The following is a 14,859-nucleotide window of genomic DNA, read 5'->3' as shown; positions in this document are numbered from 1 at the left end:
GGTGTCGGCGCTGGAGATCGCCACGGTGACGACGTGGCGTGCGTCGCCGTTGATGTGCAGTGCCCGCGCTGGCGCACCCGGGCCGCGCTTACGGCTCTGCCCGTGCTCGCCGACGATGCCCTCATCGATGAGTTTCGCGACGACCTCCGAGATCGCGACCCGCGAGAGGCCCGTCAGTCGGGCGAGATCCGCACGAGAGGAGTCCGGATGCCGGCGCACGAGGCTGAGGACCAGCGCGCGGTGGTGCAGACGGGCGTCCTGCGGGCGCACACCCCTCGCTGACACTGCGCTCGCTGCAGCGATCGGGGAGGGCTGACTGCTCATTCGGGGTGTACTTTCGCCGTTGTTCAGGTACTCTAAGCATAATAACGCAAGAAAGTTAACTAATAGCCTCACCGCACCCGGGCTCGAATCTGCAACGGAGATCGCACATGCGGTGAGGCGCGAGACCGGCTTGTTCCGACGCCTGGAACGACCGGTTCCTTTCGACAAAGGAGTCCAAATGAAGTTCTTCCAGAACCTCGCCAGATCCCTTATGCTGCCCGTTGCAGTGCTGCCGGTCGCCGCGATCCTCGTCGGCGTCGGCTACTGGATCGACGGAATCGCGGGCGAGAACATCGTTTCCGCGTTCCTCGGCGCTGCGGGCGGTGCGCTGCTCGACAACATGGCGCTGCTGTTCGCGATCGGAGTCTCGATCGGGATGGCCACGAAAACCGATGGGACGTCGGCGCTCGCCGGCCTCGTGTCGTGGCTGACGATCACCACGCTGCTGCGTCCCGACACGGTGCAGATGCTCATAGGAGCAGCCGAGGTCGAAGCGGTCAACCCCGCCTTCGAGAACGTGCAGAACGTCTTCGTGGGTATTCTGAGCGGTCTGATCGGTGCATTCAGTTACAACCGATTCAAATCGACGAAGCTGCCCGACTACCTTTCGTTCTTCTCCGGTAAACGATCCGTCGCCATCGTCAGCGCCGGGCTGTCGATTCTGGTCGCGGCCGCGCTCTTCTTCATCTGGCCGTTCGTGTACAGCGGGCTGGTCATGTTCGGAGAGTGGATGCTGACACTCGGGCCGGTAGGGGCCGGCCTCTACGGCTTCTTCAACCGTCTGCTGATTCCGCTGGGCCTCCACCACGCGCTCAACTCGGTGTTCTGGTTCGATGTCGCGGGCATCAATGACCTGAGCAACTTCCTGAACGGCACCGGAACTTTCGGTGAGACCGGACAGTACATGGCCGGCTTCTTCCCGATCATGATGTTCGGGCTGCCCGGTGCGGCATTGGCGATGTATGTCACGGCGAAGTCGGGCAGGAAGAAAGCGGCGGCGGGTATTCTGCTCTCCGCGGCGTTCGCCTCGTTCCTCACCGGTGTCACCGAGCCGCTCGAGTTCGCGTTCATGTTCCTTGCTCCGGCCCTGTTCCTGATTCACGGTGTCTTCACAGGGCTCTCGCTGCTCATCGCGACGATTCTGCCGACGCGCATGGGCTTCGGGTTCTCTGCCGGGTTCATCGACATGGCGCTCGGATGGGCGAACCCGATGGCGCAGAACCCGTGGATGCTGCTCCTGCTCGGAGTCGGCTGGTTCCTGATCTACTTCCTCGTGTTCCGCTTCGCGATTCTGAAGTTCAACCTGCCGACGCCGGGGCGAGAGGACGATGCGCCCGACACTGGCAGCGTCACAACGGGAGCGGACGGATTCGCGGGCACTGCATCCGCATTCCTCACGGCACTCGGTGGCCGCAGCAACATCACGAGCCTCGAGAACTGCGCAACCAGGCTGCGGCTCGAGGTCAACGATCCGGCCGTCGTCGATGAAGGGGCGCTCAAGCGCGCCGGCGCCGTGTCGACGGTGAAGCCCGGCGGAAAGTCGCTGCAGGTGATCTACGGGCTCAATGTGCAGTTCGTGAAGGACGCTATGGAGGACATCCTCTCGGGAGCGGCCGAACCGGTCGAAGCTCCTCCTGCGGCGAACGTGGAAGCGTCATCCGCAGCATCCGCCGTGATTCGACTGAAGCAGCCCATCGAGGGACAGGTGCTGCCGCTCGCGGACGTGCCAGACGAAGCGTTCTCCTCAGGGGCGCTCGGGCCGGGTCTTGCGGTTGCGCCGACGGGCGACACCGTGGTTGCGCCCGCCGATGCGACGGTCGTGACCTTCGCGGGAGCGGGCCATGCGATCGGCCTCGCACTTGCCGACGGCACGGAGCTGCTGATCCATGTCGGCATCGACACGGTGAAGCTCGAGGGCGCTGGATTCACCCCGCTCGTGAGTCAGGGCGATGAGGTGAGCGCGGGAACTCCGCTTCTGCACATCGATCGCAGCGCTGTCGACGCTGCCGGCTACTCGATGGTGACACCGGTCGTCGTGCTCACCAATCCGGACGCCGTCGTCGAGTTCGACTAGCGTGCAACACTTCTCGGTCTATAGCTGGAATGAACGCGCTATACGGGCGCGTCGCCATCCATAGACCGAGAAGTGTTCCCTTTGGAGGGGGGTGCCCGGTGCGGATGGCTCCGCGCCTTAGGAGGCGAGGAGCTGGTGATCGGCGATCGAGCGGTACAGCGACGACGACTCGAGCAGTTCCGCGTGGGTTCCCGTGGCCTCCACGCGGCCGTCATCGAGCACGACGATCATGTCGGAGTCCACGACGGTCGACAAGCGGTGCGCGATGACGAGCAGCGTGCGCCCGCGTGACACCTCGTCGATCGCTTCCTTCATGCGCACCTCGTTCAGCGAGTCGAGGCTCGATGTCGACTCGTCGAGCAGCAGGATGGGCGGTGCCGCCAGCAGGGCGCGTGCGATCGCGAGCCGCTGACGCTGGCCGCCCGAGAGTTTGACGCCGCCTTCGCCGACCTGCGCGTCGAGCCCTTCTGCGGTACGGCTCACGACATCCGCGAGGTTGACGCGTTCGAGCACCCCGTGCATGGCAGCGTCGCTCGCATCGTAGGATCCGATGCGCAAGTTGTCTCGTATCGAACCCGCGAGCACCCTGGCGTCCTGCTCCACGTAGCCGATCTGTGCGCGCAGCTCCTCGTGCGGCACGCTGACCGTGTCTTCGCCACCGACGTAGATGGTGCCGGCTGACGGCTCGTAGAAGCGCTCGATCAGAGCGAAGGTTGTCGACTTCCCGGCACCGGAGGGTCCGACGAGCGCGACCTTGCTGCCGGCCGGCACCCGGAACGACACGCGATCGAGCACGGCGTTCGACACGGTTCCGGCATCCGTGTCCGCGGCGTCCAGCACGGCATCCGGATAGCGGAACGAGACTCCCGCGAATTCGATAGCGGCGTCCCCCGATGTCGCAGGCATCCCTTCGCGCACGGGCTCGCTTTCGGCTTCCGACGGGATGCGGACGATCTCCTGGATGCGCCCCAGCGCGCCGAGGGCCTGCGAGACCGCCGACATCGCCCCGAAGAGCTGACCGAGCGGCATGATCATCAGGAACAGGAACATCAGGAAGGCGACGAGCGACCCGATCGCGAGGTCGCCGGATGCGACGCGAATGCCGCCGACACCGACAACGGCCAGGAACGCCACCTGGATGGCGACGCCCGAGATCGGCACGAACAGTGCGGAGATGCGCGCGACACGCACGCCGGCCCGGTATGCGTCATCGGTGCGGTTGCCGATTTCGCCGACCTCCTCATCCGTCGCTCCCGCGGCACGGATCGTGCGAACGCCGCTGATGGACCGCTCGAGTGCGCTCGTCAGTTTGCCGACCTCCTCCTGCGCCGCCCGCGTTGCGCGCGACAGGAACGGCATGACGACACCGATCAGCACGAATGCGACCACGACGACGCCGATCGTGATGCCGAGCAGCGTGAGGTCGAGGAACGCCATGAAGACGATGGCGCCGACCATGGTGAGGGTTCCGCCGATCGCCTCCACGAGCCCCTGCGTGAGCACGGCGCGCAGCAGTGTCGTGTCGCTGCCGACGCGCGAGACGAGATCACCGGTGCGGCGCGCATCGAACTCCGCAATCGGCAGGTGCAGCATCCGCAGCACGAGGCGTTTGCGGCTGCGGCGCACCACGTTCTCGCCGATGACCTGCAACAGGAAGTGCTCGATGCCGGCCACGAGCGCGTCCGCCAGCACGAAGGCGACGAGAAACAGCGGTAGCCACCCGAGCGGCGATTGCTCCTCGACGCGGCCGATCAGGTGCTGCACGATGAGCGGCTGGATGAGCGAGGTGAACGCGCCCACCAGCGACAGCGCAATTGCGGTGATGAACAGCCCCCGCCGAACGAAGAGGTAGGGGAGCAGCTCCTTCAGGCTCGCCTTCGGCCCGTCCTCCTGCTTCGGTCTACGCAGTAGCGGCATGCGTTCGCCCCTCTCGCGGTTGCGCTGGTTGATGTGGGCGCGGTGTGTTCCGCGCTGATGCTCTGTGCAATGGTCACTTTCCGAATTTCTTGTGGGCGGCCTGCTTCGAGACGCCCAGCGCGTTCGCGATCGATTCCCACGAGTGCCCCTGGTTGCGAGCCGTGCGAACGAGCACGTTCGCTTCTCGCTCGAGTTCGCGTTGTTGCTCGACGATGCGACGGAGGTCCGCGATGGGATGCTCGGAGCCGTTCGGCAGGGAACCCGTCACGCTCTTCACGCTTCGATTCTGCCCGCGATACATGACGCTTGTCAACTTGAGTTGACGCACCGAGGTTGGTGGCGAATCCCTGTACGCTGGACGCGGTGCGTCGGGAAGTCTGGTCGACATGGAATCGATCATGAGTGAACGGAGGCTCCCTTGCCAACAGGAAAAGGTGACGCTCAGCGACAGCAGCGTGCGCGCGACGAGCTCGTCGAGGCGACAAAACGGGCGAAGCTCCCCGATGAGATAGCGCCCTTCCCCGAGTACGGTTCGCATGCCGAAGCGAGCCGCATCGGCGGTATCCTTCGCAAGGAGACCGTTGGAGGTGCTCTCCTCGTCGTATTCGCGGCGATAGCCATCGTCTGGGCGAATACGCCTTGGGCCGATACCTATTTCGCGATCCGTGATTTCGAGTTCGGCATCGAAGCACTCCATCTGAAGCTGTCGGTGGGACACTGGGCGGCGGATGGGCTGCTCGCGATCTTCTTCTTCCTCGTCGGTCTCGAGCTCAAGCGCGAATTCGTCGCCGGAGATCTGCGCAAGTTCAGAACCGCGATCGTTCCGATCGCAGCAGCGGCCGGCGGCGTCATCGTCCCCGCGCTGGTCTACCTGTCGATTGCTGGTCAGCACGAAGGGCTCGGGCGCGGTTGGGCGATTCCGACCGCAACCGACATCGCGTTCGCGGTTGCCGTGCTGGCCATCATCGGTTCGCATCTGCCGTCGCCGTTGCGGATATTCCTACTGACACTGGCGGTCGTCGACGATCTCATCGCGATCGGCATCATCGCGATCTTCTACACCGAGCAGATCGAAGGAGTGCCGCTCATCGTCGGCCTCGCTTGCATCGGTGCTTACGGATATCTGGCGCACGCTTTCAGACGTTTTTTCGGCACCAAGATGTTCTCTGCCTGGATCATCCTGCTGCCGATCGGGATGATCGCTTGGGCATTCATCCACGCCTCCGGAATCCATGCGACGATCGCGGGAGTCCTGCTCGGTTTCATGGTGCCCGTCTTCTACAAGGGAACGCTTCGAGCCAAGGGGCTCGCCGAAACCTTCGAGCACCGATTTCGTCCGCTTTCGGCAGGGTTGGCCGTGCCCGTGTTCGCGTTCTTCGCGGCCGGCGTCGATGTCGGTGGCTGGGAAGGTCTCGTCGGTTCTCTCACCCAGCCTGTGACCGTCGGCATTATCGCTGCGCTCGTGATAGGCAAGCCGATTGGCATCACGGCAGTCACGTGGTTGGCGCTGAAAATCTCTCGACGGAAACTCGACGCGTCGTACGCGTGGATTGACGTTATCGGAGTGGGGCTCCTCGCTGGCATCGGATTCACGGTGTCGCTGTTGGTCACGGAATTGAGTTTTGCTGCGGGAACGGAAGAGAACGACTGGGCTAAGGCCGCGGTTCTCAAGGCTTCTGTTCTGGCTGCGCTTCTGGCGAGCATTGTGTTGACTGTCAGAAACCGGCGCTACAAGAAGATCGCCGAACGGGAGCAAATCGACGCGAACGAAGACGGTATCCCGGACGTGTATCAGCACGGGCGCGACTGAGACGCACGCTCCTTCCTGCGCACGGCAGCATCCGGCAGGGGAGCTATGGAAAAGTGGCCGCTCCCGGAGGGGAACGGCCACTTCCGTCGCGGTATCGGCTACTCGAGGTTGCCTTCGTAGTCGATGTCCTTCGTGTCGTGCGTCAAGAAGAGTGCGAGCAGGGTCACCAGCGCCGCACCCGCGAGGTACACGCCCACCCAGAAGGTGCTGCCTTCTCCGACGGTCCAGAGCGCAACGGCGATGAACGGAGCGATCGCGGCACCGATGATGCTGGAGACGTTGTACGAGATCGCGCTGCCCGTGTAGCGAACGTTCGCTGGGAACAGCTCGGGCAGGTAGGCGGCCATCGGGCCGAACGTGAGACCCATGAGCGTGAATCCGATGGTCAGCATGGCCATCGTTCCGATGAACCCACCGCCGAAGAGGGGCACCCAGAGGAGGCCGAACACCGCGATGAGTGCCGTGACCCACATGAGCATCTTGCGGCGGCCCTGCTTTTCCGCGAGGGGCCCGGCAATCAGCGTGAAGATACCGAAGAATACGACGCCGAAGATCAGCATCCACAGGAAGTTCGTGCGCTCGTACCCCAGCCCGGCGACATCCGCGTCGATCGATGCCGTACCGAAGGTCAGTGTGAACGTGGTCATCAGGTAGAACAGCACGTAGGTTGCGAACATGATGAACGTGCCCTGGATCAGCGGCTTCCATGCGGTCTTGAAGACGCGAGCGAGCGGCACCTTCGCAACGGCATCCTTCTCCACCATCTTGGTGAACGAAGGCGTCTCGAACAGCGAGATCCTCACCCACAGGCCCACGATCACGAGCGCTGCGCTGGCGAGGAACGGGATGCGCCAGCCCCACGAGAAGAACTGCTCTTCTGTCATGGCGTAGCTGATGAGGATGAAGACGGTGTTCGCCAGGATGAATCCGATGGGCGCACCCAGCTGTGGGAAGGTGCCGAAGATAGCGCGCTTGCCCTTGGGAGCGTTTTCCGTAGCAAGCAGTGCGGCACCCGACCACTCGCCTCCCAGACCGAGGCCCTGGCCGAAGCGCATGATGACGAGCAGCGTCGGTGCGAGGATCTCCCATCCCGCGACGTGCGCCGTCGGAAGAACGCCGATGAGCGTGGTCGCGATGCCCATCGTGAGCAACGACGCGACAAGCGTTCCCTTCCGGCCGACACGGTCGCCGAAGTGGCCGAAGATGATCGAGCCGAGTGGACGAGCCACGAACGCGACGCCGAAGACGGCGAAGGAGGCGAGCAGGCTCGTGGTCTCGTTCTCGGCTGCGAAGAAGAGCGCGGGGAAGACGAGTACCGCGGCGGTCGCATACACGTAGAAGTCGTAGAACTCGATCGACGTACCGATGAGGCTCGCGAGTATGACTTTGCGCGGCGAATTCAGAGGTTTGTCGGTCGTTGCTGTTCGGGATGCGGACATATCGGAGTGGTCCTCTTACTGGGCTTGCGCCCTTGTGTGTTTGCATGGGATCGAAGCTGTCGCTCCGCGCAGCGCCAAGGGCGATCGCGTCGTCCAAAGAGCCACGGGACAGTGTACGCCTGATCCCTGCTGCTGAGCGGATTCGCGCCCGCTTCAGCACTGTGCTGGTCGAGCGGGTGGCCGTGCGGCCGACCGCCGCAACTCAATGGCCGTCGCCGAGCCCGCCGGTCAGTCGGGAGTGAAATGCTGCTGTGAACTCGTTCATGCCGACGAATTCGACGGTCTTTCCGTGCTGTTTGTACTTTGTACTGATGGCGTCGAGGGCAGCGACGGTCGAGGCATCCCACACGTTCGACTTCGTGAAATCGATGATGACTCGTTCGGGGTCATCGGCGTACTCGAATATCGTGGTGAGGTCATTGCTCGACGCGAACAGCAGCTGGCCTTCCACCGTGTACTTTGCTGTGAGCGTTCCTTCTTGGTCCGTGAGCTCTCGGTCCACCTTGAAGAGGTGGGCGACGCGGCGCACGAACATCAGACTCGCGACGAATACGCCCACGATGACACCGATGGCAAGGTTGTGGGTCACGACGACAACAGCGACCGTGACAACCATGACGGTTGTTTCGCTCTTGGGCATCCGCTTGAGCGTCGATGGCCTGATCGAGTGCCAGTCGAAGGTGCCGACTGACACCATGATCATGACCGCAACCAATGCGGCCATCGGGATCTCGGCGACCAGCTCTCCGAGAACGACGATGAGGATCAGCAGGAACACGCCGGCCAGGAACGTCGAGATGCGGGTGCGAGCGCCGGATACCTTGACGTTGATCATCGTTTGTCCGATCATCGCGCACCCGCCCATGCCCCCGAAGAAGCCCGAGATGATGTTCGCGACACCCTGCCCCCAGGATTCGCGGGTCTTGTTCGAATGGGTGTCGGTCACGTCGTCGACGAGTTTCGCCGTCATCAGCGACTCCATGAGCCCGACCAGCGCCATTGCGAGTGCATACGGGCCGATGATCGTCAACGTTTCCCAGGTCAGCGGAACGCTAGGTACGAAGAGCTCGGGGAGGCTGCGGGGCAGTTCGCCCTGATCACCGACGGTGGGTACGTGCAGAGAGAACACCACGACTGCGGCGGTGACGACCAGGATTGAGACCAGGGGGGCCGGGATGATCTTGATGATCTTGGGCATGAAGACCATGATGAGAAGCCCTACTCCGACCAGGGGATAGACGAGCCAGGGCACGTCAATAAGGTGCGGGAGTTGCGCGGTGAAGATGAGGATCGCGAGTGCGTTCACGAAACCGACCATGACGCTACGGGGGATGAAGCGCATAAGCTTGGCGACGCCGAGCACCGCGAGCACGATCTGCAATAGACCGGCGAGCAGTACGGTGGCGATGAAGTAATCCATGCCGTATTCGCGAGCTACCGGAGCAATGACGAGAGCGATGGCGCCGGTGGCGGCCGTGATCATGGCCGGTCGCCCTCCCACGAATGCGATGGTGATCGCCATGATGAATGAGGAGAAGAGCCCCACCTTGGGGTCGACGCCGGCGATGATGGAAAACGAAATCGCCTCCGGGATGAGCGCGAGCGCGACGACCAGACCCGCGAGGCATTCGCGGGTGAGGATGCGGGGAGATCTCAGCGCGGTCAGCACAGAGGGTTCGGGCCGGTACCGGTTACGGTCGTCGGATGACGTAGTCGTCGTCATAGTGTGGCCTCCTCGGCCAAAGGTCGGTGCGGGGCAACAGGGAGAGCGCGTGGCGGCGGCATCGATGAACGCGCATTCGCAGCTGTGTGCGGCCCTTGCTGGCCGACCCAGGGTGTGGTGGTGACGGGGTTACGCTTGAGATCCTGCAAGCACAGTCCCCAACTCTAACGCAACGTGAGGGTTGGGTCTGCATTTGGTATTGAGGGAGTGTTGCCATGCCTGAGGCCGGGATGATGCACATAGGAGAGCTCGCCGAGCGCACGGGGCTGTCGCTACGGACGATCCGCCACTACGACGAGATCGGGCTGCTGGCGCCCTCGGGCCGATCCGAAGGGGGGTTCCGTCTCTACACCGAAGACGACTACGGACGGTTCATGTTGATCCGGCGGATGAAGCCTCTAGGGTATTCGCTCGAACAGGCTGGCGACCTGCTGCGTGCGATTGACGCGGCTGCTGCGGGCGGCGGCGCCGGAACCGACGCTGGGCAGCTGCTGGCCGACTTCCGGACCGACGCGCAGGAGCGTCGTGCGAAGCTTGTAAGCCAGCTGGCGATGGCCGATGAGTTCATAGGGTTGCTCGCAGAACGCTCGCAAGCCTGACCCTGTCGGCGCCACGCTTGGGCTGAGAGACGCGGCCCGACCATCGGCTACTGTTCTATGCGTGCAGCAACTACATATCGAAGCGAACCAGCTCACGAAACGATACGGCAGCTTCACCGCCGTGGACGGCATCGACTTCGAGATCGCGCCCGGTGAATCCTTCGGTTTCCTCGGACCCAACGGGGCGGGGAAATCGACGACCATGAGGATGATTGCGGCGACCAGCCTGCGCAGCTCCGGTTCACTCGATGTTCTCGGGCTCGACGCGAACGACAACGGCCCTGCCATCCGCGCTCAGCTCGGCATCGTCCCGCAGGCAGACAACCTCGATGAGGAACTGCGAGTGTGGGACAACCTGTTCGTCTACGGCCGATACTTCGGCCTGCCGCGCAAAGTCGTGCGCCAGAGGGCGGATGCCCTGCTCGACTTCGCGCAGTTGCAGCAGAAGCGCCAGGCAAGGGTCGATGCGCTATCGGGAGGGATGAAGCGCAGGTTGACGATCGCGCGTGCGCTCATGAACGAGCCGAAGATCATGCTGCTCGATGAACCGACGACGGGGCTCGACCCGCAGGCGCGACACGTGCTCTGGGACCGACTCTTCAGACTCAAGGACAGCGGCACGACGCTCGTGCTCACGACGCACTATATGGACGAGGCGGAACAGCTGTGCGACAGACTCGTCGTGGTCGATGAAGGCAAGATCGTCGCAGAGGGTTCACCGAAGGAGCTCATCCGTACTTACTCCACCCGCGAGGTCCTCGAGGTCAGATTCGGAACCGCGAAGAACGAGGAGGCCGCAGGCAGACTTGCGGGTATCGGCGACCGCATCGAAGTGCTGCCGGATCGACTGCTGGTCTACGACGACAACGGCGAGCAAGCGCTCACAGCAGTCGGGGAGCGGGGCCTGCATCCCGTCACGAGCCTCGTGCGTCGTGCGAGTCTTGAAGACGTCTTCCTGCGACTGACCGGCAGAAGTTTGATCGAGTAATGACCGAGCTACTCGAACCCCAGCGCGATCGCGAACAGGCGGTCGCCGAGTATCGTCGCGTGCGGCGTTGGGGTTGGTGGTACGTGGCGGAGCACCGCATCCGTTCGATGCGCAACTACGTCGGTTCGCTCTTCATTATCGGTATCGGCAGCCCTATCATGTATCTGCTCGGGCTCGGCGCGGGCCTCGGAGTGCTCGTGAACCAAAACCAGGGCGACAACGCGGTCGACGGCGTCGGCTATCTGGAGTTCATCGCCCCCGCGCTACTGCTCGCAGGAGTCATGGTGACGGCCGCGCAAGAGTCGACGTTCGGTGTCTTCGGCGGCTTCAAGTGGACGCCGATCTTCCTCGGGATGCGCGACACCGCCCTCACGCCCGCGCAGATCGTGACGGGGTTCGCGCTCGGAACCATGGCGAGGTACGTGCCCGCCGCCTGCTTCTACATGATCGCGATGTATGCGTTCGGCATCATCCACGGGTGGGGCGGCCTGCTGATGATTCCTATCGCGATGCTGCTGGGTACCGCGATTTCCACGGCCGTCATGGCGTGGGTGTCGACCCAGCGCAACGATCGAGGGCAGCTCTCCTTCGTCGAGCGCTTCGTGATGACTCCGCTGACGCTCTTCAGCGGCACCTACTTCCCGCTCGAAACGCTGCACGAGGGGCTCCACTGGGTCGGTTGGATCTCACCGCTCTGGCACACCGCAGAGCTCGGCAGGCTCGCGACCTACGGCTCCGAACAGACGCTATGGCTCACGGTTGTGCACATCCTGTATCCCGTTGCCCTCGCGGTAGCCGGTTGGTTCCTCTCGGTGCGGCACTTCACGAAGCGGCTGACATCATGACGGATGTACGGCCCAGGATGCTCGCGGGCCTGTACGCGAGAAACACGCGCAGCGTCGTCGCACGGGGCATGCGGGTCATCGCTCGCAACAACTGGCTGATCATCGTAACGGGCTTCTTCGAGCCTGTCTTCTACCTGTTCTCCATGGGGGTCGGGCTGGGCGCGCTCATCGGCTCCGTGCAGTATCACGGGGTCGATGTTCCCTACGCCGCCTATATCGCTCCCGCGCTCATGGCGGTCAGCGCCATGAACGGCGCCGTGTACGACTCCACGATGAACGTCTTCTTCAAGATGCACTACGCGAAGCTCTACCAGGGCATGCTCTCGACGTCGCTCGGGCCGCTGGACATAGCGCTCGGCGAGATCATCCTGGCGCTCTTCCGCGGGTTGCTGTACGCGAGCGGATTCATGGTCGTGACAACACTCATGGGGCTCAACCTAGCCTGGACCGCGATCTTCGCGATCCCCGCGGCACTGATCATCGCATTTGGTTTTGCGGCGTTCGGCATGGCGATCACGAGCTTTATGAAGACCTTCCAGCATCTCGACTTCGTCTTCTTCATCATGATGCCCATGTTCCTGCTGTCGGCGACGTTCTTCCCGATCGATGTCTACCCGGAGCCGTTGCAGTGGGTCATCATGGCGATGCCGCTGTGGCACGGCGTCGACATGATTCGCATGCTCACGACGGGCATCTTCGAGCAGGCCATGATCTACCACCTGCTGTACTTCGTCATCATGATCGTCGTCGGGGTGTTCTTCGCCACGAGGCGGCTGAAGGCGCTCTTCCTTCGGTGACCGGGCTCAGGCGAGCTGCTCCTCGACCCAGCGGCGCGCCTCGTGTGCGAACTCTGCACCGGGAGGCATAAGGTGTCGGGGGCGAATCGTCGGTGGTGATGCAGCCGGCGAGCATGACTGTTGCTACTGCGAAGATTGCGACGGCGGCAAATGAGCCGGAGCTTTCGGACATTAGTTTCGGACCCACTGAGCCCAGTCGTGGAAATCGCGTGCAATCGGGTCGGGATCGCACACTGAAATCTGATGTTGGTCGCCGTTCTCTAACGCGTACTCGATGAATGTGGAACGCCCGCCGTCGTTGCACTCGATGTCGGTTCCGCTGTAGTTACCGTTGATCCCGTGTTCAACGAGGAGCTCCTCGAGCTGATACAAAGCCTCGTCATCGGCGGTGTATCGTGCGTCGTCGAAGTCTTCGATCGCTTGGTGCTGCCATACGCTCGCCGACGTAATCGACGGTTGTTCCTCAGGAGAGTCGTCCGCCGAGTTGCCGATGCAGCCGGTGAGCGTGAGTGCCATGCCGATTGTCACGAAGGCAGCGATATGTGAGTTTCGGTCTCGTCGGCGCATAGCGGCAGTCTGACAGGGTGGTCCGAGCGGTTTCCGGCCGTTGGCTCAGTGTCAGCTGAACGGATTCTGGGTGTAAAGCGCCTCGGGGATCGAGCTTCGTGCGAGGACGGCCACGGGTCGGTGTGCAGTATTCGCGGCCCGCTTCCAGCTTTCTCCCTACGTCTGTGCGTTAAAGTCACTCCGTCCTAAGCGAGCAAATTAAAGGAGAATGCACAGTGATCGTTTGGCGTGGCTGGGGAGTGCTGGTTTTCATTTACGCGGGTGTCGGCGCGATTGCGATCGGCACGCTCGGGGGCCTCATGTTCCCCGCAGGAGGAGTCACCACCATCTTCGTGGGGTTCGGAATCATCATCGGTGCGGCGCTCGGATTCCTGCACGGCTGGTACCTCAATGTACTGTCGCCGCGAAAGAAGTACGAAGCATGGGCGCTGCAGGAGCGGCCCCGGCTGCAGGAGGCTGCGGAAGGCGGACGCCTCGCGTACCGCAACGTCACCCCGACGACAGCGGCAGAGTCAGACCAGATGATCGAGGCCATCATCGCCGACGGGCAGGCGGAGTTCAAACGAGCGGGCTACCACTCGCTGTTCTTCATTCCGATGCAGTGGGCGGCGGTTGTTGCAGCGTTGATCGGTGTCGTTTTGATCGTGGTGGGCATCGCTCGCTGAGCGCACTCAACCCAGGCTGCGAATCGCGAGCGCCGCGGTCATCGCGGCTGCTGCGGCCTCCTCGCCCTTGTCTTCTTTCGAGCCGGGAAGGCCGGCTCGGTCGAGCCCCTGTTGCTCGTCGTCAAGAGTGAGGACGCCGAAGCCGACAGGCTTGCCGGTGCGCAAAGCCACATCGGTGAGCCCCTGCGTCGCCGCTGACGAAACGTATTCGAAGTGCGGCGTGCCTCCTCGAATGATGACGCCCAGCGCGACAACCGCATCCGCACCGCGCTCGAGGATCGCCTGCGACACGACGGGCAACTCGAACGAACCGGGAACGGGATGCTCGGTCACGGTTGCGCCCGCGGCCTCGAGCGTGCGTCGTGCGCCGGCGAGCAGCCCCTGCGTGATCTCGTCGTGCCACTGGCCGTAGCAAATCGCGACGGTCAGGTCGCTGCCGTCTATCGACTGCCCCGTCGGGGCTCCCTCGCCTGCCATTACCTGTCCTCCTTCGGAAGCACGAGATGCTCGGGCAGACGGTGCCCCATGCGGTCTCGCTTCACGTCCATGTATTGCCGATTGTGCTCTCCGAGCCCGACGACGAGCGGCTCAGTGTGCGAGACCGTTACGCCGTGCTGTTCGAGTTGAGCGCCCTTGTTCGGGTTGTTCGTGAGGAGGCGGATGCTGGTCGCACCGAGATCCTGCACGATGGCCGCAGCCGCTCGATAGTCACGAGCGTCGCCCGGGAGGCCGAGCGCGACGTTCGCGTCGAGCGTGTCGAGGCCCCCCTCTTGTAGTCGGTAGGCACGCAGTTTGTTGATGAGACCTATTCCGCGCCCTTCGTGACCGCGCATGTAGATCACGGCGCCGGAGCCCTCGCGCTGAATTGTTTCGAGTGCCGCGCTCAATTGGGGCCCGCACTCGCACTTGAGCGAGCCGAGCGCTTCGCCCGTGAGGCACTCCGAGTGCACGCGCACGAGCGCATCGTCCGGCAGCGAGTCGCCGGCCATGATGGCGACGTGATCGGCTCCCGTACTGCGGTCGCGGTAGGCGCGCAGCGTGAACGTGCCGTGCAGTGTCGGCAGCGTCGTCTCGACTTCGAATCGGACGGGTGAGGTTTCCGGAACGGTAA

Annotated in this window: 15 protein-coding genes; 7 read left to right on the top strand and 8 right to left on the bottom strand. The window is 63.3% G+C overall.

From position 1 onward, the window contains the following. Nucleotides 1–324 (bottom strand): MarR family transcriptional regulator (locus tag Q0O95_RS10230; RefSeq protein ID WP_293698035.1); only part of this gene is annotated, 324 nt, incomplete at its 3' end. Between the two features lie 178 nt (nt 325–502). Between Q0O95_RS10230 and nagE the strand changes: the two genes are divergently transcribed. Continuing rightward, nucleotides 503–2,398: an N-acetylglucosamine-specific PTS transporter subunit IIBC gene (nagE, locus tag Q0O95_RS10225; RefSeq protein ID WP_293698032.1), complete on the top strand. Its 1,896-nt coding sequence runs from the start codon at nt 503–505 to the stop codon at nt 2,396–2,398. 117 nt (nt 2,399–2,515) lie between these two features. On the opposite strand, the gene Q0O95_RS10220 is transcribed toward nagE, so the two are convergent. Both Q0O95_RS10220 and Q0O95_RS10215 read right to left on the bottom strand, forming a co-directional pair. Further along, nucleotides 2,516–4,315, bottom strand: a complete 1,800-nt coding sequence (locus Q0O95_RS10220; RefSeq protein WP_293698029.1) for an ABC transporter ATP-binding protein — start codon at nt 4,313–4,315, stop codon at nt 2,516–2,518. A gap of 73 nt (nt 4,316–4,388) precedes the next feature. Continuing rightward, nucleotides 4,389–4,592: an AsnC family protein gene (locus tag Q0O95_RS10215; RefSeq protein WP_293698027.1), complete on the bottom strand. Its 204-nt coding sequence runs from the start codon at nt 4,590–4,592 to the stop codon at nt 4,389–4,391. A gap of 231 nt (nt 4,593–4,823) precedes the next feature. On the opposite strand from Q0O95_RS10215, the gene nhaA reads away from it, so the two are divergent. Beyond that, complete coding sequence (nhaA, locus tag Q0O95_RS10210) at nt 4,824–6,125, top strand: Na+/H+ antiporter NhaA (protein ID WP_293698038.1); 1,302 nt, start codon at nt 4,824–4,826, stop codon at nt 6,123–6,125. Between the two features lie 98 nt (nt 6,126–6,223). On the opposite strand, the gene Q0O95_RS10205 is transcribed toward nhaA, so the two are convergent. After that, entirely contained in the window at nt 6,224–7,564 is a 1,341-nt protein-coding gene (locus Q0O95_RS10205; protein ID WP_293698025.1) for an MFS transporter, read from the bottom strand. Nucleotides 7,565–7,766: 202 nt separating this feature from the next. Beyond that, nucleotides 7,767–9,287 carry a SulP family inorganic anion transporter gene (locus tag Q0O95_RS10200; RefSeq protein WP_293698023.1) on the bottom strand — a complete coding sequence of 507 codons (1,521 nt, stop codon included), beginning with the start codon at nt 9,285–9,287 and terminating at the stop codon, nt 7,767–7,769. A gap of 215 nt (nt 9,288–9,502) precedes the next feature. Here Q0O95_RS10200 and Q0O95_RS10195 point away from each other — a divergent pair, with 215 nt between their 5' ends. From Q0O95_RS10195 to Q0O95_RS10180, 4 genes are all read left to right on the top strand, one after another. Next, nucleotides 9,503–9,886 carry a MerR family transcriptional regulator gene (locus Q0O95_RS10195; protein ID WP_293698021.1) on the top strand — a complete coding sequence of 128 codons (384 nt, stop codon included), beginning with the start codon at nt 9,503–9,505 and terminating at the stop codon, nt 9,884–9,886. Nucleotides 9,887–9,947: 61 nt separating this feature from the next. Continuing rightward, nucleotides 9,948–10,874 (top strand): ABC transporter ATP-binding protein, encoded by a 927-nt coding sequence (locus tag Q0O95_RS10190; protein ID WP_293698018.1) that lies wholly within the window; start codon nt 9,948–9,950, stop codon nt 10,872–10,874. Then, complete coding sequence (locus tag Q0O95_RS10185; protein ID WP_293698015.1) at nt 10,874–11,719, top strand: ABC transporter permease; 846 nt, start codon at nt 10,874–10,876, stop codon at nt 11,717–11,719. Before Q0O95_RS10190 ends, Q0O95_RS10185 begins: the two co-directional genes overlap by 1 nt. Beyond that, on the top strand, nt 11,716–12,516 hold the full coding sequence (locus Q0O95_RS10180) for an ABC transporter permease (protein ID WP_293698013.1): 801 nt from the start codon (nt 11,716–11,718) through the stop codon (nt 12,514–12,516). Before Q0O95_RS10185 ends, Q0O95_RS10180 begins: the two co-directional genes overlap by 4 nt. Nucleotides 12,517–12,687: 171 nt before the next feature. Here Q0O95_RS10180 and Q0O95_RS10175 read toward each other — a convergent pair whose 3' ends face one another. Further along, nucleotides 12,688–13,032, bottom strand: a complete 345-nt coding sequence (locus Q0O95_RS10175) for a hypothetical protein (RefSeq protein ID WP_293698011.1) — start codon at nt 13,030–13,032, stop codon at nt 12,688–12,690. A gap of 266 nt (nt 13,033–13,298) precedes the next feature. On the opposite strand from Q0O95_RS10175, the gene Q0O95_RS10170 reads away from it, so the two are divergent. Then, complete coding sequence (locus Q0O95_RS10170; RefSeq protein WP_293698008.1) at nt 13,299–13,748, top strand: hypothetical protein; 450 nt, start codon at nt 13,299–13,301, stop codon at nt 13,746–13,748. Nucleotides 13,749–13,754: 6 nt separating this feature from the next. Here Q0O95_RS10170 and ribH read toward each other — a convergent pair whose 3' ends face one another. After that, the gene (gene ribH / locus Q0O95_RS10165) at nt 13,755–14,225 is read right to left on the bottom strand and encodes a 6,7-dimethyl-8-ribityllumazine synthase (RefSeq protein ID WP_293698005.1); all 471 of its coding nucleotides are present in this window, start codon (nt 14,223–14,225) and stop codon (nt 13,755–13,757) included. Further along, nucleotides 14,225–14,859 (bottom strand): GTP cyclohydrolase II (ribA, locus tag Q0O95_RS10160; RefSeq protein ID WP_293698003.1); only part of this gene is annotated, 635 nt, incomplete at its 5' end. The genes ribA and ribH, both read right to left, overlap by 1 nt.

This window comes from uncultured Agrococcus sp. (assembly GCF_945915485.1).
Lineage (GTDB): Bacteria > Actinomycetota > Actinomycetes > Actinomycetales > Microbacteriaceae > Agrococcus.
The sequence above is the reverse complement of the archived record's forward strand: the minus strand, read 5'-3'. Positions and strand labels throughout refer to the sequence as shown.

Bases quoted from the DNA above. Each gene is read 5' to 3' on its own strand.
- Q0O95_RS10180 (WP_293698013.1), top strand. From the start codon at position 11,716: ATGACGGATGTACGGCCCAGGATGCTCGCGGGCCTGTACGCGAGAAAC.
- ribH (WP_293698005.1), bottom strand. From the start codon at position 14,225: ATGGCAGGCGAGGGAGCCCCGACGGGGCAGTCGATAGACGGCAGCGAC.
- Q0O95_RS10220 (WP_293698029.1), bottom strand. From the start codon at position 4,315: ATGCCGCTACTGCGTAGACCGAAGCAGGAGGACGGGCCGAAGGCGAGC.
- Q0O95_RS10200 (WP_293698023.1), bottom strand. From the start codon at position 9,287: ATGACGACGACTACGTCATCCGACGACCGTAACCGGTACCGGCCCGAA.
- nagE (WP_293698032.1), top strand. From the start codon at position 503: ATGAAGTTCTTCCAGAACCTCGCCAGATCCCTTATGCTGCCCGTTGCA.
- Q0O95_RS10205 (WP_293698025.1), bottom strand. From the start codon at position 7,564: ATGTCCGCATCCCGAACAGCAACGACCGACAAACCTCTGAATTCGCCG.
- Q0O95_RS10185 (WP_293698015.1), top strand. From the start codon at position 10,874: ATGACCGAGCTACTCGAACCCCAGCGCGATCGCGAACAGGCGGTCGCC.
- Q0O95_RS10195 (WP_293698021.1), top strand. From the start codon at position 9,503: ATGCCTGAGGCCGGGATGATGCACATAGGAGAGCTCGCCGAGCGCACG.
- Q0O95_RS10175 (WP_293698011.1), bottom strand. From the start codon at position 13,032: ATGGCACTCACGCTCACCGGCTGCATCGGCAACTCGGCGGACGACTCT.